The organism is Haladaptatus halobius, from assembly GCF_020618475.1.
In the GTDB taxonomy this organism is placed as follows: domain Archaea; phylum Halobacteriota; class Halobacteria; order Halobacteriales; family Haladaptataceae; genus Haladaptatus; species Haladaptatus halobius.
The window spans coordinates 503,574-527,487 of record NZ_CP085337.1; the positions used below are offsets into that span (position 1 = coordinate 503,574).

Annotated in this window: 19 protein-coding genes and 1 pseudogene; 9 read left to right on the top strand and 11 right to left on the bottom strand. The window is 50.0% G+C overall.

Annotated elements, in window-relative coordinates:
- The first annotated feature begins 164 nt into the window (after positions 1 to 164).
- On the top strand, positions 165 to 1,034 hold the full coding sequence (locus LIW51_RS26255; protein ID WP_227378404.1) for a TrmB family transcriptional regulator: 870 nt from the start codon (positions 165 to 167) through the stop codon (positions 1,032 to 1,034).
- Between the two features lie 271 nt (positions 1,035 to 1,305).
- On the opposite strand, the gene LIW51_RS26260 is transcribed toward LIW51_RS26255, so the two are convergent.
- From LIW51_RS26260 to LIW51_RS26275, 4 genes and pseudogenes are all read right to left on the bottom strand, one after another.
- A complete protein-coding gene (locus tag LIW51_RS26260) occupies positions 1,306 to 2,574 on the bottom strand; it encodes an RNA-guided endonuclease InsQ/TnpB family protein (protein ID WP_227378405.1) in 1,269 nt (422 codons plus the stop codon).
- Positions 2,575 to 3,118: 544 nt separating this feature from the next.
- A pseudogene (locus tag LIW51_RS26265) lies at positions 3,119 to 3,247 on the bottom strand (IS5/IS1182 family transposase); the annotation flags it as partial.
- A 395-nt stretch (positions 3,248 to 3,642) separates the two neighbouring features.
- The gene (locus LIW51_RS26270; protein WP_227378406.1) at positions 3,643 to 4,446 is read right to left on the bottom strand and encodes a hypothetical protein; all 804 of its coding nucleotides are present in this window, start codon (positions 4,444 to 4,446) and stop codon (positions 3,643 to 3,645) included.
- Positions 4,447 to 4,528: 82 nt separating this feature from the next.
- Positions 4,529 to 4,720 carry a 30S ribosomal protein S17e gene (locus LIW51_RS26275; RefSeq protein ID WP_227378407.1) on the bottom strand — a complete coding sequence of 64 codons (192 nt, stop codon included), beginning with the start codon at positions 4,718 to 4,720 and terminating at the stop codon, positions 4,529 to 4,531.
- A gap of 845 nt (positions 4,721 to 5,565) precedes the next feature.
- Between LIW51_RS26275 and LIW51_RS26280 the strand changes: the two genes are divergently transcribed.
- From LIW51_RS26280 to LIW51_RS26290, 3 genes are all read left to right on the top strand, one after another.
- Positions 5,566 to 5,784 (top strand): DUF7979 domain-containing protein, encoded by a 219-nt coding sequence (locus LIW51_RS26280; RefSeq protein WP_227378408.1) that lies wholly within the window; start codon positions 5,566 to 5,568, stop codon positions 5,782 to 5,784.
- 150 nt (positions 5,785 to 5,934) lie between these two features.
- A complete protein-coding gene (locus LIW51_RS26285) occupies positions 5,935 to 6,852 on the top strand; it encodes a DUF8073 domain-containing protein (RefSeq protein ID WP_227378409.1) in 918 nt (305 codons plus the stop codon).
- Between the two features lie 264 nt (positions 6,853 to 7,116).
- Positions 7,117 to 7,266, top strand: a complete 150-nt coding sequence (locus LIW51_RS26290) for a 30S ribosomal protein S17e (RefSeq protein ID WP_227379008.1) — start codon at positions 7,117 to 7,119, stop codon at positions 7,264 to 7,266.
- Between the two features lie 15 nt (positions 7,267 to 7,281).
- Here LIW51_RS26290 and LIW51_RS26295 read toward each other — a convergent pair whose 3' ends face one another.
- From LIW51_RS26295 to LIW51_RS26305, 3 genes are all read right to left on the bottom strand, one after another.
- Positions 7,282 to 9,078, bottom strand: coding sequence for an archaea-specific SMC-related protein (locus LIW51_RS26295; protein WP_227378410.1), 1,797 nt, complete (start codon positions 9,076 to 9,078; stop codon positions 7,282 to 7,284).
- Positions 9,075 to 9,719 (bottom strand): rod-determining factor RdfA, encoded by a 645-nt coding sequence (rdfA, locus tag LIW51_RS26300; RefSeq protein WP_227378411.1) that lies wholly within the window; start codon positions 9,717 to 9,719, stop codon positions 9,075 to 9,077. Before rdfA ends, LIW51_RS26295 begins: the two co-directional genes overlap by 4 nt.
- Before the next feature lie 357 nt (positions 9,720 to 10,076).
- A complete protein-coding gene (locus LIW51_RS26305; protein WP_227378412.1) occupies positions 10,077 to 11,375 on the bottom strand; it encodes an amidohydrolase family protein in 1,299 nt (432 codons plus the stop codon).
- Between the two features lie 220 nt (positions 11,376 to 11,595).
- Here LIW51_RS26305 and LIW51_RS26310 point away from each other — a divergent pair, with 220 nt between their 5' ends.
- Positions 11,596 to 12,942 carry a dihydroorotase gene (locus LIW51_RS26310; RefSeq protein WP_227378413.1) on the top strand — a complete coding sequence of 449 codons (1,347 nt, stop codon included), beginning with the start codon at positions 11,596 to 11,598 and terminating at the stop codon, positions 12,940 to 12,942.
- Positions 12,943 to 13,079: 137 nt separating this feature from the next.
- Here the strand turns inward: LIW51_RS26310 and LIW51_RS26315 are convergent, their stop codons facing one another.
- Entirely contained in the window at positions 13,080 to 14,798 is a 1,719-nt protein-coding gene (locus LIW51_RS26315) for an NAD(+)/NADH kinase (protein ID WP_227378414.1), read from the bottom strand.
- A 595-nt stretch (positions 14,799 to 15,393) separates the two neighbouring features.
- Between LIW51_RS26315 and thrC the strand changes: the two genes are divergently transcribed.
- A complete protein-coding gene (gene thrC / locus LIW51_RS26325; RefSeq protein ID WP_227378415.1) occupies positions 15,394 to 16,653 on the top strand; it encodes a threonine synthase in 1,260 nt (419 codons plus the stop codon).
- Between the two features lie 215 nt (positions 16,654 to 16,868).
- On the opposite strand, the gene LIW51_RS26330 is transcribed toward thrC, so the two are convergent.
- The gene (locus LIW51_RS26330) at positions 16,869 to 17,906 is read right to left on the bottom strand and encodes an LLM class flavin-dependent oxidoreductase (RefSeq protein ID WP_227378416.1); all 1,038 of its coding nucleotides are present in this window, start codon (positions 17,904 to 17,906) and stop codon (positions 16,869 to 16,871) included.
- A gap of 177 nt (positions 17,907 to 18,083) precedes the next feature.
- Positions 18,084 to 19,739 (bottom strand): N-acyl-D-amino-acid deacylase family protein, encoded by a 1,656-nt coding sequence (locus tag LIW51_RS26335; protein ID WP_227378417.1) that lies wholly within the window; start codon positions 19,737 to 19,739, stop codon positions 18,084 to 18,086.
- A 264-nt stretch (positions 19,740 to 20,003) separates the two neighbouring features.
- On the opposite strand from LIW51_RS26335, the gene LIW51_RS26340 reads away from it, so the two are divergent.
- The 3 genes from LIW51_RS26340 to LIW51_RS26350 all read left to right on the top strand — a co-directional run bounded on the left by LIW51_RS26340 (position 20,004) and on the right by LIW51_RS26350 (position 23,176).
- On the top strand, positions 20,004 to 21,239 hold the full coding sequence (locus tag LIW51_RS26340) for a Zn-dependent hydrolase (RefSeq protein ID WP_227378418.1): 1,236 nt from the start codon (positions 20,004 to 20,006) through the stop codon (positions 21,237 to 21,239).
- A 154-nt stretch (positions 21,240 to 21,393) separates the two neighbouring features.
- A complete protein-coding gene (locus LIW51_RS26345; protein ID WP_227378419.1) occupies positions 21,394 to 22,722 on the top strand; it encodes a 5'-deoxyadenosine deaminase in 1,329 nt (442 codons plus the stop codon).
- Positions 22,723 to 22,945: 223 nt separating this feature from the next.
- Positions 22,946 to 23,176 carry a sulfurtransferase TusA family protein gene (locus tag LIW51_RS26350; protein WP_255767592.1) on the top strand — a complete coding sequence of 77 codons (231 nt, stop codon included), beginning with the start codon at positions 22,946 to 22,948 and terminating at the stop codon, positions 23,174 to 23,176.
- Positions 23,177 to 23,229: 53 nt separating this feature from the next.
- Here the strand turns inward: LIW51_RS26350 and npdG are convergent, their stop codons facing one another.
- Positions 23,230 to 23,898, bottom strand: coding sequence for an NADPH-dependent F420 reductase (npdG, locus tag LIW51_RS26355; RefSeq protein WP_227378420.1), 669 nt, complete (start codon positions 23,896 to 23,898; stop codon positions 23,230 to 23,232).
- Positions 23,899 to 23,914 lie beyond the last annotated feature (16 nt).

Here is a 23,914-nt window from a genome sequence, read left to right on the forward strand (position 1 = left end):
AGCTGTTCAGTGATGAGTGCCTTTGATACGTGTGGAGAAATAAAATGTATTGATGGTGAATAGTTCTGTCAGACCCGTTCCACGAGTTGGACACCAACCAACTTATCAGCGACAACAGAATGGTCTGAACAGCACCAGTACAATCGAACCAATGGTTGGGACCCATGAACGAGATTTCTAATCAACAACAGTCGATCGAACTGCTCCAACAACTCGGGTTAAAAGAGTACGAAGCACGCTGCTTTGTCGCGTTAGCACGGCTTCCGAAAGGCACCGCCAAAGACATCAGCGAGACCTCCGAGGTTCCGCGCACACGCGTCTACGATGCGATCAGAGTGCTCGAAACCAAGGGTCTCGTCGAAATCCAACACTCGAACCCCCAGCAGTTCCGGGCCGTCCCGATCGAAGAGGCCGCCGAAACTCTACGCCAAGAGTACGAGTCGCGGACGGACACGCTGGTTGAGACGATAGCAGATCTCGAACAAGGACAGACAACGAGTGACGAGGAAATCTCGCACGAAGTCTGGGCACTCTCGGGTGTCACATCGGTTGCGAATCGCACCCAACAACTCATTGATGCCGCTGACAAGGAAATCGTTCTTATCATCGGGCATGAAGACGTCATCACTGATGAGCTGGTTGCCCATTTGCAGGCCGCTCTGGATAGTGGACTCAATGTTCTCGTTGGCACAGCGACAAAGCAACTCCACACAAAGATCACAGAGACACTGCCCGAAGCAGAGGTGTTCGTCTCCGAGTTGGAGTGGCTGCATAGTTCGCCACTCGATCTCGATGACGAGACCACAATCAGTCGATTGCTGCTCGTAGATCAGAATACGATCCTGGTGAGCTCGATACATGAAACGGAGACTGGCGGGATTGACACGGAGAAAGCCGTGTTCGGCAGGGGCTTCGACAATGGCATTGTCGTAATTGCTCGGCGACTGATGGCGACCGGATTGCGACCGACTGACGATCCTGCGACAACCACTAGGTCTGCTGATCCTGAAGAGGTCGGCGAGCACCACGACTAACAAGTTTCCCTATCGAGTATGAGAAGGGATGTCGAGTCGCAGTTGCGTATATTTTCAGAGCCTTCCCCTAGGGGCGTTGCACTTCCACTTATCGATTCATGGGGCAAAACGGGATTGGAGTAGGTGACCTCGGTTCCAAACAAGTAGTCACTCCGGTTATCTCGCATTCCTATAGTCTTCGAACACCGAGCACTCGTGCTCAACAGGTTTGACATCCTCCCGCGCCTGAAGACGCGAGAATCCCACGGCATCGCACCGCTGAGTTGGGATATTACGGTTCACGGTTACCAACCTGTTCCCGTGGGGCGAAACAACCCTCACTGCGGTCGAACAAGTGAACCGCTGGCTGTGCCAACCAGCCGGTACTCCTATCTCCTCCATCACAGACGAGACTCGGAGTTACTTTTTGTCGAATATTCTCAGCACCGTTCACATCGGCATTCATCGCCATATCGCATTCGTCGCAGACGTACAACCCGCGTTCAACCCGCTGGTCGCCATCGACCGTTCCACAAACCGAACACGACTTCGACGTGTTGCGTTCCGACACCAGTTCAACCTCGATACCTTCGGCTTCGGCCTTGTAGTCAAGGAGCGTGGTGAACCTGTCGAACGCCCATCCATGCAAGTCGAGATTGCCGTGTGTTCCCCAATTTCGAGAGTCGCCGTTTTTGTCGTCACGGATTCCGCCGAGGTCACCCACGACGATAGTTCCGACGCGTCTCTCAACACATTCTGAAACGATGTGTTTCGTGAGTATGTGGAGGAAATGTGAGCGACGGTCTGTGCGTTTGCGGTCAATCCGTATCCGTTTCCGAGACCGGGAATCGTCACATTTTGCTTTCTCTTTCCCGAAGTAGTATTCGTCCTCTTTCAGGACGTTTCCGGGAAACAGAATCGACTCGCCGCCGAACGAAAGCGCGACGAAATTGCAGATACCGAGGTCAATCCCGGCTGTTTCGTCGCCCGGTGGTTCCGGGTCAATGGTGGTTCGACAGACGAATTGAAGCCGCCACTCGTCGCGCTTGTAAACGGCACGAACCTGTTGGATATCCCACTCGGTCAGGTCAACATCCGGGCGAGTCTGGTACTCACACAGAATGAAGTCCGACCGGTGTTCTTTGAGGTTGCGACCTTTCGAGAGGCGAACGCGCTGATACTGTGCATCATGCTTGAAGCCAGCCGCTTTAAACGACACGGTTGAACGTGGGTGTGAGTCTCCGTTTTTGCGGAATCCGGGCGGTCGGCAACGACTATCGCCGTTCCGACGCTTACCGAACCAACCGGTGAACGCTTCAGCGAGTTCTTCGAGAACTCGTTGACTGGATTGAGAATGAAGGTCCGTATAGCGTTCGTGGCTTTTGAGTTCGGATTTGAGTTCCCCGTCATCGGGAATCTCGCCCGTCGTATCCCATCGTTCTTGTGCGTAGTAGCGACCGACGTTCCAGAGTTTGGACGCGGCCCATCCGAGTTGGTCGAGGTCGTCACTCATCTGTTTTTGGTTTGTGATTGTAGCCTCGAATGTTCGGACGGTGCGCATTGGATTTTGTCTTCATAACCAGTTATGAATCATGAAAACATAATATTATCGATTCAGCGTGGAATATCCGGCCCAGCCATCGACGGCGGGTGTGTAAGCAAGTTTACGGCGCGTAACCACGGTCTTTAGACCGTGGTATTGCGCCTGTTCAATCTATAACTCCAAATGAGAGGTTCATGCGTTTTTCGCCAACTCCGGCAATTTGCCGTTGATGGCGATTTTAACCAACAAACCCGGTAGCCACCCGCTCAGTGTTGGTTAAGATCATACGTTCATCTGTAGAGCTTCAGAAAAGGAGTCAGTCCCCTCCCTATTGAGAGATACAGGTGTTCTCTCTCAATAGTCATCTTTGGGCGAGGATTTGACAATGGATTGGTTGCCATTGCCCGGAGGCTGATGGCGACGAATAATAAGTCCGAGTGCAGCATGGGGGCAACCGTTAGTTCACCTCAGGTGTCGGAGTTCTGCTACCACCTCTTTATCGCACTTCAACAAGAAGCAGAATCGTTCACCAACGCATGTGCCTCGAACGATGATTCGGAGCTACGGCATGCTGGTGGAGCGTATAGCGTCGTTTCGAGAACTTCGAGGAATACTGTGCGACAGCTCGTCGAGCTAAGTGGAATGCCTGTTCGACGAACCGCAGTAACCGCGACTTTAGGAGGGCCTGCATCCAATCACACTACTGGTTGAACCTATAACTCTCCGAGGAATTCATGGAGCGTCCAAGTAGTTTGGTGTGAAGAGAATTAAATTGAAGCAACCGTTTTTTGTGGAGTGAACAGAGAAGGAATATCATATCAAGGTTAGTGAACTACCCTACTCGCTCCCTTCGGTCGCTTGTTGATGAAGGGGCCGTAGCCAAACTACCGCTGTGTGTCTTCATTCAGGAATCTTACGAGAAAATGCCAGTATTACTATTGACGAACCACAAGATATTCACTAAAATATTATGTTTGGAGTTAATACCCATCACCGTTACACTTTTCTTCTCATTACTAATAATACTTAAGAGTTCAGATCCGAGTTTTTATTGATTAGTATTCTTTGCTCCTCATCATGAATTCACTATTCTACGTAGAGATCACGACTGAGGATAAGATCCATGACCGTGGTAGGTTTCCATAATTCAGTTTCGGCTTCTTCTTTACCTTCACTGTTAGATAACTTCTTTACTCGATAGGTATTTGCCGAACTTCTATCCTCAGCCATTTGTTCAATTACTTCTATTCGGTCATCTGTACGCTTATTATGATATTTTTTCCCTTGTTTTAAACCAATGACCGGGATGTCCGTCGGCCAATCCCATCCAAATTCGTCTCGAAACTCCTCAAATTGCCGTATCAACTGTTCCTCATCGAGATTTTCCTCAGGGTTTGGTTCAGTAGCTATCCGTTGTATTGTTCTGTCCCAGTAGTCGATGACACACGCTTTTAAATCCTCGTCTAATGTCTCTTCAATTATTCGTTCCTCTATTGGATACCCAATTTCGATACCGACGATAGCATGCTGATTTAGGCGAGAGAGACACCGCTGACACTCCATTTCAAATATAGGAATTGAAATCGGGTTTTCAACGCCGAGATGTGCGATTTCGTTTCCACAATTTGGGCACCAGAGAAATAGAACGCCATTGTCTGCGTGGACTAGTTCCGCAAGTACTGTTAAGTTATTGAAGATTTTATCAGTAGGTTCGTCAGGGGTACCTTTCGTTTCTTTTTCTTCTCCTTCAAGCGAAGTGCCAGCGAATTTTGCCAACTCTCGATCCTTTAGGAGTGCCTTGATAACTGAATCGTGAGATGAATGCGATTCTTTTTCTCGAACCTCTTCTATTCGTTCCTTGGTCCAATCGCGAACTCTAATCGTTGCCATTGTGTATACAGTGTGTGTACGCCATCTTAGTAATTCACATTGAAGCTATTTTACAATAACAAGAAGTCACTACATTCATGCTTTACTGGGATTTGGTACGGTTGTATCTACGGGTAATGTAACCAGCAATTCGGTTTCTAACGCGTTTAGATCGAAGTTCAGTAAGCTGCTCTACTTTCCGTTTGTTCGTTGCAAAATCTTCACTAAAGGTATCTGGATACCCGTTCAACAAGTCATCACCAATACTCATAATATCGTGAGCGTCGACCGCCATTTGGTAACTATTGACCCGGTGCCACAATAATTCTTGCCCCTTCCAACATCGCCACACAAATGAAACAAAAACGAATACAGTTCAAATCAGGTGATTCCATAAGAATCCGTGAGATAAAGATGGGATTTTTATTATAAAGACTATTTGCTCTAAGACCGAGAGAAAAGACTGATAAGATGGCAGATTGGTGTATACAAAAAGTGTATGGTGAGTATACAAACCGTTTACACCATCCAAAACATACCTTCTTGAACCAAGCAATGGGTGAACTTGAGAACCGCCTCGGGGTCAACCCCGGGGCATTCAATCTACTCCAACTGTAGAGGAAAGCTAATATATTGACCTCCTCCACTCGTGAACGACTGAGAATCCCACCAGGGGAGTTCGACCAGTCGTGATCTCCGAAGTTCCAACCTGCACTCAGCAGGAATCAAGGATACACTGGGGAAGGTCCCCTATCACTCTCTCTCTCTCTCGCGTATAGGGCTATGACGGGGTCAACAACGCCCAATCGGAATCCACGTCATCGTAGTATGACCACCACCGTGGTAGTGGTCACACCCGTATTGTTCGATGACTGCCTTACACCGATCCCGTATTAATTGCCCATGGTGTGGAATGAAATAAATTTTTGCGGTAAGAAATTCAGTTATCCCTACGGCCATTGACTGGTTCGCCAAGCCTCCCATCCGACCTCCGCCTGAAGACGGAAGTAGGTGCTATCGATTTGTAGCAGCCGTCAGTACTTAAAATGACGTAACTGCTAATCAGTTACAGTATCCTTCTCATCAGCGGCGATATATTGAAGATGAAGGACGCTGAATCGTGGTACGAGTTGGCATCTCATGGGTTCGCAAATCACAATCAAGCGTATTGAATCAGTTCCAGAGGATGTTGATGTCTCTCACTTCGATGAATTACCAGAACTGGCAAAAGACTACTTCGCTTCCTTTGTCCAGGATGGTGTGGAGATTTCGGGCGAGACTGAGATAATCGACGAACTCGCTCAATATGATATCGTAAAATATACCGAGTATTATGAAATATGCCTTAGTATTTCTTGAACTTGTAGATTCATTAGACGAATAAAACTGACGATTGCTGTATGGTAACTGATGACAAGGTTATTCCTGGAAAGAATGATTTAAATTTGGTAGAAGAAATACCGATTCTTTCCGCGAACATTAATGTATATCTAATAGAGAATGGTAAATATGGTGGTTAGCACCGCACTAGGGGAGTTAGCCGAGATACTGGGGTGTTTGGAGCATAACGATATTGAGGTGAGGAACATCTCAATAAATGAACAATCTACGAACGATGCAGACGAGATACAGATGGATGTATGTGCTGGTTTTCCAGTTCTGGATGGGATAGAATTTTGTGACAGCGTCGTTATCGAGGCAGGAGATACAGAATTAACTGAAGAGCGACTAGAGGTCGAGATGTCCGTTTCGATTCCGACCGAGTCTCTCAATGAATCGGCTACCATTGCGTCCACCCCGCAACAAGAGAAGGTATCACCAAACATCGAGACTATCACATCTACAGTACCAGGTGTTCCGGCATACAAGGATCCTGAAGCGCTGCAAACCGTCTACGAGAACTACGAGACTTTTCCCCAAATGACAGCGGCTCTCGACGTTGACGTCACATCCGAAACAGTTCGTCGATATATGGTGAAACACGGTATTCACAATCCAGAGGATGAGAACGAGAGAAAATCAACCGGTGGTGACACGGATGATGCGATTAATTCCGAACTTGAAGAAATCAAGGCCACAGACAAAAACAAGGAAACAAACTATGGTGGTGAGTCTGTGGCAAAACTACTCGCATCGATGGATCGGGACGAAACAACGGAAGTTGTTATGGCCGATGGAGTAGGTATTTTGAAGGATTTAACCCTTAGAGAGTTCGTTGATGTTATCAATCAGTCTCGAACCGTATCTGAAGTAAAGCAGAGGCTCGAAACTGATTATGATGATACCCGACGCCTACTCACCGAACTTGACCTTCTCAAATTTGTCACTGGCCGTCTCTCGGCCACTCAAAATGAACTGACGCTCGCAGAGTTCTGTCAGCAAATCGACCTTGGTGATCACTTAGAAGATGGAACTAACTCTCTTTGATGGCATCTAAAGAGTACCATTTTCATGAACGAATTCAGACGAAAATTTTGTCATGAGATTTTCTTCCGTTGAACCATGTTGCCGAGCCTCTACTGCCAAGCGATGTGCCAACAGTGACAACGTTATAAGTAAAATCCGTGCAAACTGTGAGCGAGTAGGAAAGGGAATTTACTATAACTCTCCCACAACTGTATATATGAAAATCCTTATATTGTAATACGTAAAAGGCAGGTATAGTAAATGACTGTGGAGCCAAAGGACGTTATGAGTATTGGAGATCGCCTCATAGAGCAATATCCAAACACCTTCACGAAGGAATTCAACCGGAATCGAAATGCAGTGAAAAATCTCACTAATCTCCGTTCCATCCATCTCCGGAATCGTATTGCAGGCTACATCACTCGCCAAATGTAGTCTCATTCTTAAATCCTAGTGCGCTGTTGCCTGTTGGTCGGTAGCCACCTCCCAATCAGAGGGGTCAATCTCTGCTCCTTCGAAGGAGGTGTACTCTGGATAAATAGTAAAGACAAGGTAGTCTACACGCTCCTGAAGGTAGTCAATGAGCGTATGGAGGTTCTCGTCATCCAGGCCGCCAACACCGTCAACGAGCATAATGGGGGTGACATCCGCAACGTCGAACGACTTGTGACCAGCAAGTGCCGTCACGAATCCGAGAAGCTCAAGCTCACCTTCGCTCAAGGCATCAAGGCTTGCCTCGCGACCTCCTCGGGCGACCACCAAATCAAAATCTGATGTTAGTCGCGCCGTTTCAAATCCGGTATCGAATCGCGTAATGATCTCATTCATCGCTTCGTCGAAGGCCTCTCGTGCTTCGTACTTGATCTGATCCTTCCGATTGCGTAAATCCTCAATCTCTGTTTTGAGTTCGTCGCGTTCGTTCTCCAGCATCTCGACTTGGTTCGCACGGCTTTCGAGGGCCGCGAGTTCATCTTCTGCGTCCTTTAACTCGGCCTCTCGATACTTAATATCACTTTCGACATCTGTAATTTTCTCTACGGTCTCATCGACAGATTCGGATAGTTCCTCGACGCGTTGTTGGGCATTTTTACGACGCTCTTTTGCATCCTCGAGGCTCTGTTCGTGATCTGCCAAGTTATCCTCGAGGGTACCGATTTCTGATTCCAGATCCCGCTTGCGTCGTCGGCTCTGTTTGATATCTTCTCGGCGGGCTTCTAGCTGTTCCACCTCGTCCCGTTGGGACTTGAGTTTTGAGCGCAGATTAACGATCTTCTCACCGAGGTCATCAAGCTGATCTTCGACCTCGGACCGACGTGTTTCATTGCCACAAATCCAACAACTGATCTTATCACCTGTTAGTTCTCGCTGAACTTCGCTGAGAAGGTCGAGACGGTTCTCATTTAAAACCATCTCATTAGCAGAGTATATTGCTTGCAATACTTCGGCGTCTCGTTTAATATCCTGCAACTGTTCCCGCGCTGCTTTGAGTTCTGATTCCACATTTTCGTCTTCTACGATTTCAATATCTTCGAGTTTTGTTTGTTTTTCTTTTAAACGGGAACCAAGTCGTTGGATACTGCGTTCGAGGCGTTCAATTTGATTTTCAGCTTGATCACGTTCAGATCGAGCTTGGGCTAACTTGCTTTGATTGGATGTTGTAGATGAGGCTTGTTCCTCATCGTCTGAGCCAGTTAGTTCGTCGTAGTCCTCTCGTAGGTCTTCCAGTTCAGTTTCGATTCGTGTGACCTTCTCTTGTACCGAGGGCAGTCTGTTTTTCGCCTCCTTTGCTTGGGCAAATTCCGACTTAATTTGTTCACGTTCTCGTTTTAAATCTGCTATCTGCTCATCAATATTCTGGAAGTCAAGAGGACGCATTAGCACTTCTTCGAGGTTCTCACCCTCTCGAACAGCTCGTCGAATTTCATTTTGTTCATCGAGGCAACTGAAAAGCAGAGTTCGTATAACGTCGTACTCATCCTCGAGATACGGCTGACCGTTCCGATGCACAGTTCCGTTCTTGCGGATTAGTTCGACAAAAACGTCGTTCCCAGGGGTTTGAAGGTGTACCTGTCCGTGTTCTTTACCTTCAGTAAGAGATGTTGAAACTCCGAGACCAGTCTTAATAGACTCGATAAAGCTTGATTTGCCTTGCCAATTCGAGGCACGAACTGCATTTAGCCCCGGCTCGATTTCTGTACTTCCATTGAGAATTCCAGCGATGTTTTCGATTTCGATATTCCAAGTCATGCGTTAGTCTCCGTGTTCGTCACTATATGTTGCTCACAAACGTAACCTTGCTCAAGCGCCACTTCAAGCGGAACGCGAGTGGGACAAATGTCACAACTAACTTGGATTTGAACTGACACTGAAGATGTCTCGATACCGTCGATCTTTTCTTTTGATGCCAACGAAGAAAGGGCATCCTCAACTTTTTCACGAGCAAATGACTTCGCCATCTCCACACTTTCGCGCTCCCAATCGCTACTGCTCGTTTTCTGCTCTTTTTCTCCGTTTAGACAATTAAGCAGGTGTGTCCGCATTGTTCCCCACGACACCATATCCTCGCGAACTTGGTCAGCATCAATACCGTCGGCTTCGAGACTTTCCGTGACTTCTTCCCGGAGGAGGTCATCGTCTCCAATTAACAGTCCGTAATCGTGCTCAATACGGGCACCGAGGGCGTCACGACCGTGTTCATTGAATACTTCCCGAAGCAAACGTTTGTTGAACCACTCTGTTAGCGATCGGTACCCTTCGGCGGTGTGTCTCTCGTCTCCAATCCACCGTGCAAGTAACCGTTCATCGATGGATGCATAGCGAGAATTCACCTCCTCAAGTCCATATCGCTCAATTACGTGGTCGACTTTGCAACCATTTTCCGTAGGCATTACACTGCTCTTTCGCCCTAGTCTTAATAATTGTGTTGGAGCGTATACGTCTTGAGAACAGGATTGTATATCGGAAACACCTCACCCTTCTGTCACGCGTTGGCCGCTCCTCTTTCTTATCAGGTTTCGTGAAACAGCGTTGGTTAACAGACTTAGTCTGTTAATCATAGCCCCCACGAGACTTCTCTTTCTCGCGAAGTGATTAACACGCTAAGTCTGTTAACTCAGAGGAGGAGAGTACTGCAGTGGAGAGATTTCTCCAAACAGTGTACAGCCCTATAACGACGAGTTTGGTGATCTGTGAAACAATCAACCGAATCTATGATTGACCAACTAAGAGAAGAGTTTCTCTCGAGATCAGAGCCGATCCCAAAGTTTGGCGCTCGCTTTGCCAACCGCATCCATATCTGTATCGTCCACGCCACGTACACCCTTTTTCTGATCGTAAGCGATATCCCCGTCAACAATTGTCCGAGTGACATCCCCTGCGTTTGCGGCGCTAACGACATAATATGGAGCACTTCCAGGGAGAACCGGATTCGGGCCGAGATCCAATGTGACGAAGTCACCGCGTTTTCCTGGTTCAATACTCCCTATCTCATCATCCATACCCATAACGCTGGCAGAGCCGATAGTTGACCACTCCAAGGCTTTTGCCATATCAAACCCACTGGGGTTGTTTTTCTTTAGTTTGTGGATGCCGACTGCGGACCGCATTGTCTCAAACATATCGGGATCCCAGCCATCGTCACCGATACCGATAGTAAGACCTTCCTCTTCCATCTTCTCTACGTTGGCAATTCCAACGGCATTGTTAGTGTTAGAATACGGATTATGGGCAACACTAACATCATGCTCTGCCAAAATTTCTATTTCGTTTTCTGTCGAGTGAACACAGTGGGCAGCGATGATATCTGCGTCGAAAAAGCCCATCTCCTCTAGGGCAGGAACTGGCCGTTTACCGTAGTTCTCGATTGAACGATGGACATCGACGAGTCCCTCCTCAAGGTGAATCTGGATCGGGCGATTATCAGTCACTGCCTGATCGACACAGTCCTCAATGACATCCTCGGTGTTTGTAAACAGAGTGTGCAAACAATAATGTCCACTGAGTCGGTCATAATCATCCTCACCTTCACCGATGAACCGGCTGTTTTCCTCAATACCGGCCAACGCTTCTTCCTCCGTGTTGCGAGCTGTTGTTTCAAAGGTTATCATCCCCCGAATTGGTGTCTGAGCAACACCTTTAGCAACGGCGTTGAGTGCTCCCGGGAGTGTATTTGGCCCCGAGTAGTTATCACAAAAAGCCGTGACACCTCCTTGGAGCATCTCGGTGCACGCTCCAAGTGAGGATAGCCGTGCATCCTCCAGTGTGAAAGTCTCGTCAACTTCCCACCAAATATCAACGAGTGCCTCATAGAAGCTCTGTGGCTCTGCCGTTAGCGGTGCGCCTCGTATCGGTAACGCATACATATGAGTATGACAGTTGACGAGACCCGGAATAACAACCTCCTCACGGGCATCTATGACCTCGGGGCCTGTCTCGAATCCATCGTTAATCTCAGTTATTTCGCCGTCCTTGGTGACGACGTGCACTTCTTCTCGTATCTCGCGCTCATCATTCATCGTGATGAGCGTGCCAGCGTTCAGTATCACATCATGTGGATTGCTAGTAACGCACAAAAATCTATTTTTACTATAACTGACAAAACTGGGGAAGAAGCTTCCAGACTGTCGCCACAAGAAGTTGTGCATCAGTTCGGTACCGTGCCATAAATCGACGAGGAGTGTGGCAAATGCAACTCAAAGTCGATATATAGTTGATCAAACTACATTTTCGGCAACTGTTTTACTTGTACCGAGAGTGAATTGAGGCATGACCGATTGCCTCATCTCAAACACTCGAATCGTAGGGAGGGCAGGTGTTCGAGACGGCGATATTGCAATCGATGACGGTGTGGTGATCGCGATTGGCTCCACACTTGAGAACGAATTCCCTTCCCCCGAGGAACACATCGATGCTGACGGGATGGTCGCACTCCCTGGAGTTGTAGACGTTCATAATCACATGCACGATGTGAAGTTGTTCCCTGAAGGGATTGACTTCACTTCCCAGACGGCAAGTGCTGTCGCCGGTGGGGTCACCACTGTCGTTGAACTTCCAACACAGACTCCCATCACGACTCCACAGGCGTTTCGGGACAAACGAGAAACGTGTGAGAAACTTTCGCATATTGATTTTGGCTTGGTCGCAGGGAACGTCGATGATTCTTCAATCGACATTGAGGCTATCATGACCGAGGGGACGCGTGACTTCAAAGCGTTCACTGCAGAACCCTACCTTGCTGACGACGAGACGATTATTGAATTGATGTCCAAAGTCGGAACCGCTGGTGGGAAAGTACGTGTTCACTGTGAAACGCAGGGGATTCTGGATCACGCTCGGGGAGAAATCGAGAGCGATGAACCTGAGGTATATATGGACTCAAGACCCCTTGAGGCGGAACTTGATGCTATCAACCGGGTTGGGTGGTTTGCAGAGTATACTGACTGTCCGGTACATGTCGTCCATGTCTCAAGCGGAAGTGGCGCACGTGAAGGTGCACGGTTCCAATCCCGTATGAACACAGCAGTCACGTTAGAGACGTGTCCCCACTACCTTGCGTTCTCCAAGGACGATGTCGCTGAACTTGGGCCATTTTTGAAGGTCAATCCGAGTCTGAAGTCGGCTACCGAGGTGGAACGGTTATGGCGAGCCGTGCAAGACGGAACGATCGATCTCATTGCCAGCGAACATTTCCCTACCTATCGTGAAGAGCGCGAGCGGGGGTGGGAGAATATCTGGGAGCCGTACGCTGGTCTTCCGAGCATCGAAACGATGCTCGAATTCCTCGTCAGTGAGGGTGTCCACGAGGGACGGCTTACATGGTCACGCCTCCATGAACTCGTATGCGCCCGCCCTGCTCACGAGGCAGGTATCTATCCCCGTAAGGGCTTAATCCGTGAGGGGACAGACGCTGATATCGTCCTCTTACGCGAGGACGACTACGAAGTATCAGCCGATGATCTCACATTTAACGGTGGCTGGACACCCTATGAAGGTCGTAAATGGTCTGCTCGTGTTGATACTGTTATCGTCGGTGGCAAAGTTGCCGCACAGGATCATAAAGTGCTATCGTCTCCTGGTGACGGGGAATTCATTCGTAGAGAACCCATGTCCTGATTCTTTCTTCGTATCAATTCACGGTAGAGACTGAGTTCTTTCGCAACTACATGGAGATTGAAGAGGTATAGTCTACAGCTCAGGTCCGTATTAGTAACGACCAAAACTTGTTTCTAAAAACGGTGTAATTGGATCGGTTAATCGGTCGCGTTATTTTCGCTTTTCTGAAGGTTTTGTTCGTCTTCGAGATGAGAGAGAAGCGTCTCGTGAATGACTCCGTTTGTGCCGATCAGTTCGTTGCGTGACGTTCCCTTCGACAGTAGTTGGTACGCACCCCCGCTTGCGTTAGTGATAGTCGCACCGGCTGCCTTTGCGATGACAACGCCAGCCGCGACATCCCACGGATAGGTATCGTACTCCCAGACAGCGTCGGCGCTCCCACTAGCGAGGTAACAGAGATTCAGAGCGGCCGACCCGACTCGACGGACACCACGGGTTTCGCGGTAACAGTGTGATAGAAATTCGCCATCCGGGTCGTACCCCGACAGCAGCATACATTCGTCAAGGGATTGCCGATTGGTCGTAGAGAGCTTGTTGCCGTTCATTTGGGCAGGTTCACCCTCTACGGCACTAAATAGCTCATCGGTCTCAGGAGCGTAGACAATGCCCATAATCGGGCGGTCATCCTCCAAGAGGGCGATCGAAATTGAGTAATTCGGATTTCCATGTGCGAAGTTTCCTGTTCCGTCAAGTGGATCGATGAGCCAGGTATACTTGCTTTCACCTGTAATCTCCTCGCTCTCCTCCGACCTAATGGTATGGTCAGGGAATTCATTGTTTATCACTGTCGTGATTATATTGTCCGCTTTGTAATCCGCCTCCGTCACTATGTCCGACTTATCCGTCTTGAATTCGATCAACTCAGTCTGGCCATGGAGTTCACGTAGCGGTTGGCCAGCAGTTCGGGCAGCTTCCGCCGCGATTTCAAGTGAATGGGAGATAAAATCACGCTCCGCGTTGTCGTTTTTGTTCTTGATTAAATGCTGTTTGCCCGTATCATGGCGATCTTCGCGCACACTCCAGCCGAGTTTCTCCGAGACTGATGTGAAGAAGTCATCGTCGAAGCTCGTAGTAATGACAAGTGCAGGCGTATCTGACCCCTCAATGGTAACTACATCATCCGGCGATAATTCAGTATGGGCACGTCCACCGTCAACGAGGAGACTCGCCGCCTTATGGGATACAACATTCACAGTTGTGCTAGCATCAAGGATGAGCGGCCGAACCCCCATACGATGAGTATGGAGTGGCACAACCTGAATAGAACCATTGTTCTTTGGGTAGTGGATTGGACCGAAAGCCGACAGTGAGACACCAGTCGAACCTGTGGGTGTTGCGATGGCGAGGCCGCTGCCTTCGTATTCACCGACGAACTCTTCATCGGCAAACACCTGAAGTCGCGTTATCTTCCGATCAACGGGGTTCTCGGGCGGTATATGCTCTATCATCACATCGTTAATACCTGTGCAGTGAACATCATTTGCCCTGACTTCGAGTTGCTGGCGCTTATCGACCTTGGCGTTCCCTTGGATGACCTCGTCGAGAGCGTCAGTGAGCTCGGTTGGCGATATGCTTGCGAGGAATGCGAGGGTTCCAGAATTGACCCCGAGAATCGGAATTTCTTTTGGACTGAACTGGCGAACTCCCTCAAGGTACGTTCCGTCTCCGCCGAGCGTGACCCCGAGATACTCCGTCTCCTTGGAGAACACTGGGTTGATATCTTCTCCGACCTGGATTGGGTGAACGGGAATCTCATGATTGCTAGCCCATCCCTTCAGTTGAGCGAGTTCTTCGTCACTATCTGGGCTTACAAGGGCAATGATCTCTTCTATCGTGACTAAACGTCGTCCGTACATGGCTATCACCGTGCTAGCGGCTCACCTGTGTACCGGGTGATCGACTCACCCGAACGTATGTGAGTCACGCTAGCATCACTCACAGTGAACATCGAAGTTCATTATAAAACTACGGTTAGCCACTCATTTTTGACGCAGACCCCCTCTGACCATGTTTGAAGATGAGTATCGCAACATATTATGGCACAGTAAATGTGTGTGCTTATTCTGGCTACTCTTTGCGGTAGCAGAGAACCCCACTTGCGGGATGGTCAGTTCCGGTCGTAATCAACTCAACGCCGTCTGCGACATTGAGTCGATCGCCTGCCTTTGCCTTATCAATAGTGTTTTCGAACGGCTAATCTGTTTCTGGGCGATGTCTATACTCAATACGGCCGCTAGGGCCACTAATCCCAGCTCTGAATGCGTCCGCCATACGAGTACCACTATGCTAATTCGACAAAAAGGTTCGTCAGCGGACGGCGTCATCAACCTGTATACAATGCGTTCACGTATCTTCCAAAAGAGACATACCCCTATGGCACAGACCCTCGTTGCTTGTCTCGGTGCCCTCACTGGCGTGGTTTTTATGTAGTATCACTCTCTTTTCTTTCCTATGGCAATGAATCACGTGACTGCCTTGGAGTGTACCATTTGCGGGAAAGAATACGATCCTGATCAAATAATCTACACCTGTTCAGAACACGAAGATGTCAAGGGTATTCTTGAAGTCAAATATGACTACGACATCATCCACGACAATTTCAACGTCGACTTGGATGGTGATATCCGCAGTCAGTGGAAATACGAATCCTTCCTTCCTGTTCACGATGACGCTGTGCCCGTGACACTCAACGAAGGCGGAACGGATCTCTTTGATGCGCCGAATCTCAGTGACGAACTTGGCGTTACCATACTCGTTAAGGACGATGGCCGTAACCCAACTGGATGTTTCAAGGATCGTGCTAGCTCAATCGCCGTCACGAAGGCGAAACACGCTGGCCGAGACATCATCACCTGTGCATCAACTGGGAACGCGGCGGCTTCACTATCTGGCTATGCTGCACGTGGCGGGCTCGACTGCCGCATCTTCGTCCCGGGTGATGCCCCCGCCGGTAAACTTGCACAACCGCTCGTCTACGGTGCTGACGTCCTCGCGGTCAACGGTTCCTACGACGAAGCATACGATTTGAGTGTTACAGTCACCGATGAGTATGGCTGGTACAACCGCAACGCGGCGATCAATCCATTCCAAGTCGAAGGTAAACGCACGGTCGGTCACGAACTAGCCGAGCAGTCGAGAGTTAGGGGTGAAATTCCAGATTGGTTCGTCTTTTCGATGGGTGATGGATGTACCATCGCCGGGGCATGGAAAGGGTTCCGTGAGTTCTACGATCTTGATTATGTAGAAGATACACCAAAGATGCTCGGCGTTCAGGCCGAGGGTGCCTCAGCAATTCACGACACATTCCATGACCACGACGATGTCGATGAGATCGCCAATACACTGGCTGATAGTATCGCTGTCGGCCGCCCGCGGAACATCATTAAGGCATGTCGAGCGCTGGAAGAGAGCGGTGGCACATCCGTCACAGTTACCGATGAAGAAATCCTCAAGGCCGAGAAGTTACTCGGAAGCTCCGAGGGGATCTACTCTGAGCCCGCTGGCGCGACACCTGTTGCGGGCGTCCGAAAGTGCCTCGAGGAGGGCATCATCGAATCTGACGAGACCGTAGTCGTCACTTCCACTGGTTTTGGTCTGAAGGACACCGAGAGTGCCAAGCAAGCCACCAGCGACGTACAACATATCGATCCTGATCTCTCGGAGGTGCAGAAGCTATACGGCAACGCCGAGGCAATGGCCACTGACGACTGAACACAGCGAGACGGTATCGCGGAAAATCATTTGTTCCAACTGTGGGATGAACCGGCCGTTGGAGAAACTAGTGCATCCGAATGAAAACTAGCATTCCGATGTAGTTCCCTCGGTTCTCATCCACCCCGTAGAAGGAGGGATTGCCACATGCGAGAGTGTTTGGCTAGTGCTGGACTGCAACTACGTTTCGTGTACCGAACTTCTGAAGGCGTATCTTACATATATCCGTCGGCAAATTCGTCGATCATGAGGCGTGGGTCATCGCCTAACGGGTACAGGATGGGACACTGACAACCAGTTTCTGCATACTCTCGAACCTTCTGCCGGCACTGGTCAGGTGACCCGCTAGCGGTCAATTTGTGGACAACTTCGTCGGGAATAAAATCCATTCCCTTCTTGATATCATCTTTGTCGGCAGGCCACCCGCCGATGGCTTCGCCGACTTCGTCGATAAGATCCTGGCTAACTCCGCTGGCCTTCATTATGTGTGGCTGCTGTCCAAGGTACTGTGTAATGAGCTCTCGAGCGTTATCCAAGGCTTTGTCGGCATCGTGATCCATGGAACAGACAACTAGTTGCGGGCGATCGATATCGGCGAGTGTCCGATCCCGACGCTCAGCACCTTTCTCAAGATGGTTGAGTGCCTTTTTGTTGTACTCCGGACTAACAAGGTAGTTCAATAAAGCACCATCGGCGAATTCGCCGGTCAATTCAAGCATTGTGAACCCTGTTGCGCCCACATATACGGGTACTGTGCGTGGCCCAGCGTCGCCATGGACGACGTCAAGTTCGATATCGCGAACATTGACGAAATCACCATCGTATGTGACGTTCTCCATGTCCAGCAACTGCTTTGTCACCTCAACGCACTCTCGCATTGCCCGAAGGGGATTCGACCTATCAATACCGACCTTTGAGGCGAGTGGATCCCACCAGGCACCAATGCCACATAAGATGCGGTTCGGGCCAGCAAGTTCCTCCAAGGTACTCATCGTTTGAGCGATGAGCGCGGTGTTGCGCGTCCAGTTGTTGGTCACGCCCGAACCGATTTTGATGTCATCAGTTACGGCGGCGTACGCCGCCATCGGCGTGATGGCATCGCGGGCTAAGCGTGACTCCGCCTGCCAAACCTCGTCGAATCCCTTCTCCTCCGCATACTGGACGAGTTCCATGTTCTCTCGAACTGGATGTTTGTCTTGTAGGTAAAGGCCAACACGGTCTCCTCGGTCGCTTACCTCATTGCTAGCACTCATAGAGTCCTCTTTAAAGTATACCAACACCTTATAAAAAACTATGGGTATGTCTAACACCCTCATTCAGCCACAGAATATGTGAGCAGTTTGTGGGCCACCAACCTGTTGGTCAATATTTAATTTGGTTCGGTTGCCACCGTCTACTTCGATTATGGTGAATAGGTTACATAGCCAAGCTTACTCGGAGGAAATTTCGCCTGTCGCCTGGCGATTGAGTGGCGGGCGTTTCTCACCCTCCCACTCGTCGGTTGACCGAAGAACCGAGCCATTTCGTTTCTCAGTTATTTTACCATCTTTAACGGTGATTTCACCACCGACGAGAACATATTTCATGCCATCCGTTAACTGATATGGATCCTCGTACGTTGCATTTTCCGTCACTGTATCAAGGTCAAAGGCGACGAGATCGGCAACATAGCCCTCTTTGATGTAACCGCGATCCTGCAGGCCGAGAATGTCAGCAGGTCTACCGGCGGCCTTGTAAACCATCTTCCGCAGTGAAAGAACCTCATGTTCGCGGACGTATCGCTCAAGGATGCGTCCGAACGTGCCAATAGCTCGTGGATGCGGCTTGCCACCGAAGATGCCATCGGTGCAGAAAGTACCTCTTTCATCGGCGAGGAACCGCTCGATATCCTCTTCAGACATGATGAAATCCGCCATCGTCACATCAAGATCCTCTTCAACGAGTAACTTACACATTGCCTTTACAGGGCCGATGTTCCTCGTATTGGCGATATCAGCTACTGTTTCACCCTGATGATTACCGCTCGCAGTTTGGGTAATAAGGATATTGTCCCACGTGCCGGCGGCCTTAGCAAGGTTTTCCCATTCACCTGGTTTTTCGATATCTTCGGTGATTTTCTTGATCGAGTCCTTCTCTTTGAGTCGTTCCAAGATATCTTTAGAGTCTCCTTGTCGCGCCCATGGTGGTAGCAGGGCGGTCAACATGGTCGAACCTGCTGTGTATGGATACTGGTCGAAGGACACACGGTGCCCAGTCGCTTCCGCTGCATCGAATAGCTCTAATACTTCCTCGGATTTTCCCCAGTTATGTTGGCCACCAACCTTGAGATGCGAGACATGGGCATGACAGCCGGCACGCTGACAAATATCGAGGTACCGGTCGATCGACTCAACGACGTAGTCCGTCTCGTTCCAGACGTGGGAAATCATAAACGAGTCGAATTCAGCTAAAACCGCCGCCAGCGCTTCGAGTTCTGGATCTCGACCGTAAGAACTTGGAGGGTAAATCATCCCCTTTGACATCCCAAACGCGCCTTCGTGAATTGCGTTCCGAAGTTCTTCCTGGACGGTGTTGATGTCAACATCTGAGAGTTCGGCATCTTCGAAGCCGACAACGAGTGACCGAAGGTTCCCATGTGGTGCATAGTAGGCAGCGTTAACGGCCGTCTCAGCCGAAGCAAGTTCGTCGAAATACTCGTCGACTGTTAGCCAAGGCCATTCCTCTTCCAGTTCGCCATCCAGCGATTTGATACGCGTAGCCCATTCCTCTTTCAACTCCTTTGGTACAGGTGAGACGCTGACACCATCCTGTCCGAGCACCTCCGTAGTGATTCCCTGAGTCACCTTTTCCTCTGCACTTGGCGTGTGAATCAACCGTAGTTCTGAATGTGCATGCATGTCGATGAAGCCGGGTGCAAGATAGGATCCTTGGAGATTAATTTCATTATCGGCTCCCGCTGGTTCATCAGCGATGCGTTGTACCTTCCCATCAGCGACGAGGACGTGCGCCATGAACGCCTTCCGCCCGCTTCCATCGAGAACATGCGCATTCTGGAATTCGATAGACTCGGTGCTGGTTGACGACATAAGCCGAGCAATGTGCATCGAAGGTTTGGTTCTTTCGGTTTTGTGAGTCGTTGGCACACATTGATGAGATGTGTGCCCGACCATCGACGTGCATTGGATGAGTGCTGTTCAACTAGCACGGTAGAGCGATCTCAATTTCAGATACTCACCTTACTTCGCTCGTGACCCACGGCCCTCTCGCACGTTGCGTTGCTCCTTGAGAAAGGAGTTACCGCGATTCGAATCTTGCAAAAGTTAAAGTTCGTACTGAGAGTGAGTGTGATTATGGGAGATGTAACGATCGACAATCAGCGGTACCGTGAGCGGTTCGAAAAATTTAGCGAAATCGGCGCTACCGACCGCGAAGGCGTCAACCGACCTTCGCTATCGAACGAGAACAAAGAAGCCCGTTACACTATTGTTGAGTGGTTTCGGGATGCAGGTCTTAGCGTCACGATCGATGAGGTAGGCAATATTTTCGGTCGTCGAGAGGGTAATGATGCCGACCTTGATCCAGTTCTGTTTGGTTCCCATATCGATAGTCAATACAACGGTGGGCGCTACGACGGTGTTATTGGAGTCCTCGGTTCCCTCGAGGTAATCGAAGCCCTCAACGACGCCAACATCACGACTGAACGACCTCTTGAAGTCGTTGCTTGGAGCAATGAGGAGGGAGTTCGATTCCAACCAGATATGCTCGGAAGCGGTGTATTCTGCGATATCTTTGATGTCGAGTACGCTTATAGTCGTGAAGACAAAAATGGGAAAACCTTCGGCGAGGAACTTGAGCGCATCGACTTTAAAGGTGATACACCGAGTGAACCACGACCCCTACATTGCTATTTCGAACTTCACGTCGAGCAGGGACCGTTTCTCGAGCAAGAGGATTTACCTGTAGCCGCCGTTGAAGGGGTTTTTGGGTTCTCTTGGATGAATGTCACCTTTGAGGGACAGGCAAACCACGCCGGCCCAACACCGATGGACATGCGCCACGACGCGATGGTGGCGACCAGTGATGTTGTGCAAGCAGTGCGGCGTATCACTGCCACTGAGGGCACTGATCTCGTCGGCACCGTTGGCAGTGTCGACGTTTGGCCGAATGCGATCAACGTGATTCCTGAGACTGTCGAATTCACCCTCGATTTCCGCTCATACGACGATGAAGTCGTCGAGACAGCCGTCCAGCGTATCCAACAGGAGATTGAATGGGCTGCCGAACGAGAGGGTCTCAAGTATGAATTCGAAGAAATCATGCGGATCGACGCCGATCCGTTCGACCAGGGCTGTATCGACACCGTCGTGGAATCCATCGAAGAACTCGGATACGACTATACCCGCCTTGTCAGTGGCGCTGGACACGACGCAAACTACCTCAACAAGATATGCCCGACGAGTATGATCTTCGTTCCGAGTGTCGACGGTATCAGCCACCGTGAGAGTGAATACACCGAGTGGGAAGATATCCAAGTCGGCACGGAGGTACTCCTTGAAGCAGTCCAAAAGCAAGCTAGCAAATCGTAGTCCAACACAGATCGAATAGTTTAGTTTTCCCGTGCTGATTGGTTTATCGATAATTCGATGAAACGTTCCTGTTGCCAAGGATTTAACTCGTTAACCACAATCAGGGCATCGGTGCCAAAATTTATTTTACCGTAGCTTGTGGTACTTGGTTGGGATGATACTCTCGGGCACTGTGATTGCCGATTCATCGACGGTTATCAGCGATGGCGGTGTAGTCATCGTCGGTTCAGAAATAGAGGCTGTAGGTACACGCGAGGAAATTTTCGATACGTATCCGAATCATGAACACAAAGAATACGATATTATAATGCCGGGCTTGGTGGGAGGCCACATTCACTCCGTGCAATCGCTCGGTCGAGGCATTGCCGATGATACCGAACTTCTAGACTGGCTATTCGATTACATCCTCCCCATGGAGGCCTCTTTGACAGAGAAGTCGATGGAGATTGCTGCGAAGTTGGGATACTTAGAACTCATCGAAACCGGAACCACAACCGCTATCGATCACCTTTCAGTTGCACACGCTGACCGTGCCTTCGAGGTCGCTGGTGAGATGGGATTGCGAGGCATCTTTGGCAAAGTCCTGATGGACCGTCGGTCACCTGACGGTCTTCTAGAGGACACCGACCAGGCGCTGAACGAAACCAAACGGCTCATACAGAAATACCACAGGTCATACGACGATAGAATCCGATACGCCATCACTCCGCGATTTGCAGTCTCCTGCACCGAGGAATGTCTTCGAGGTGCTCGCGAACTCGCCGACGAGCACGACGGTGTCAGAATACACACGCACGCCAGCGAGAACCGTAGCGAAATCGAGACGGTCGAAGAGGATACAGGAATGCGTAATATTCAGTGGCTCGACGAGGTCGGACTCACCGGTGAGGACGTTGTGCTCGCGCATTGTGTCTGGACCGATGAGTCTGAGCGGGAGATCCTTGCCAACACGGGCACCCATGTGACTCACTGCCCATCATCAAACATGAAACTTGCTTCGGGCATCGCCCCTATCTGGGACTATCACAACCGGGGTATCAATGTTGCACTTGGCAATGATGGTCCGCCCTGTAATAATACGCTAGATGCGTTTACGGAGATGCGTCAAGCAAGCCTCCTCCAGAAAGTCGACAAACTGAATCCGACTGTGACACCGGCGGAGGTTATCTTCGACATGGCCACGATTAACGGAGCGAAGGCGGCTGGCTTTGACCGCGTGGGGAAAATCCGCGAGGGTTGGCGCGCCGACATTCTCGGCGTTCAGACGGATCTCACCCGCGCGACGCCATTGCACGATGTGCTCTCCCACCTCGTATTCGGAGCTCACGGCGACGACGTCGCCTTCACGATGGTCGACGGAAACGTTCTTATGGAGGATGGTGAGGTAACAGTCGCCGATGCCAAGGAAATACGCCGCCAGGCTCACAATATCGAGCTTGACCTCGAAGAAGCTCGCGAAATTTCTCAAGAGGTCAAACCGTAGCAAGACAGCTCTATCCCACGTATGGTCTCCCGTTTTTGCTGTTTGAAGACGCTCAATAGACTATCCGTGAACGGCGGTCAGAAACGTCACTAGTGTGTATTTTGACCATGCTCCCATGTGTGTCGGCATGTGAATGCAGCAGTAGGCAGAATCATTATGAGTGTCGATACCAAACAAACAGACCGTGCAAATTGATGTGAGCGGCTTGGTTTGCCCGCAACCGGTGCTCATCGTTCGCCGGTGTCTTCAGGAACTCGATTCTGGAGATGAACTGACTGTCGTCGGTGATTATCCACCGGCAGAGCGGAGTATCAGGCGAACATGCTACAAACATGGATACAAGATATCAGACGTGCCCCAATGCGACACCGAGACCAGGTTTTCGCTACGCATTTGCGTACCTGATTCGGCGCCTGATTCGGCGTCGCCCACTGACGAATCAGTCATCAGCTAAGGCTGGTACCTGATGATACGATTCGACTGAAAAACAGCGGATTTCTATGTCCCCTACTGGAACCGGACGCCGAGGTTGTGCATCCCCTCGTTGTTCATTGCGAGGTTGATGAGTAGCGGCGTGATGCTTTCGACGATACCGGTATTGGCGAGCGGGCCTCCGTCAAGGGCACGAAGCCCCTCAATGTCTTCAGCTAAAGACTGTACCAGTGTCTTAGCTTCGTCGTCGTCACCGGTAACGACGATATCGGCTGCTAGCTCGTTATCAAGATTGCTGAGTGCACCAGCGGCGATGTTTTGGAACGCGCCGACGACGGGAACTCCCTCTGGAGCGGCGGCCGCAATGACCTCAGCTACAGTTCCTTCTTCAGGCGGATTATAATGGAAACCAGCTGCATCACGAGACATTTGGACTGCTGGACTCACGAGCACATTGTCCTCATCAAGTGCCGGGCTAACAGTTTTGATAGTATCAGCGACGTACAGAGGTGGGACACTCACCACGATTACATCGGCGCGATTTGCGGCCTCCTCGTTTCCGTACCCCGTCACCGTCTGACCAATTCCGCGCTCAGCTAGTTGTGTTTGGTACGCATCGGCTTTACTCACTGCCTTCTCAGGCTTTCGGAATCCGATGAGGACTGTATGATCCGTATCGTGAGCCCACCGCAGTGCGAGTCCTTCACCGATATCTCCAGTGCCGCCTAGGAGTGCAATCTCCATATGGTTGAGTTCCTCT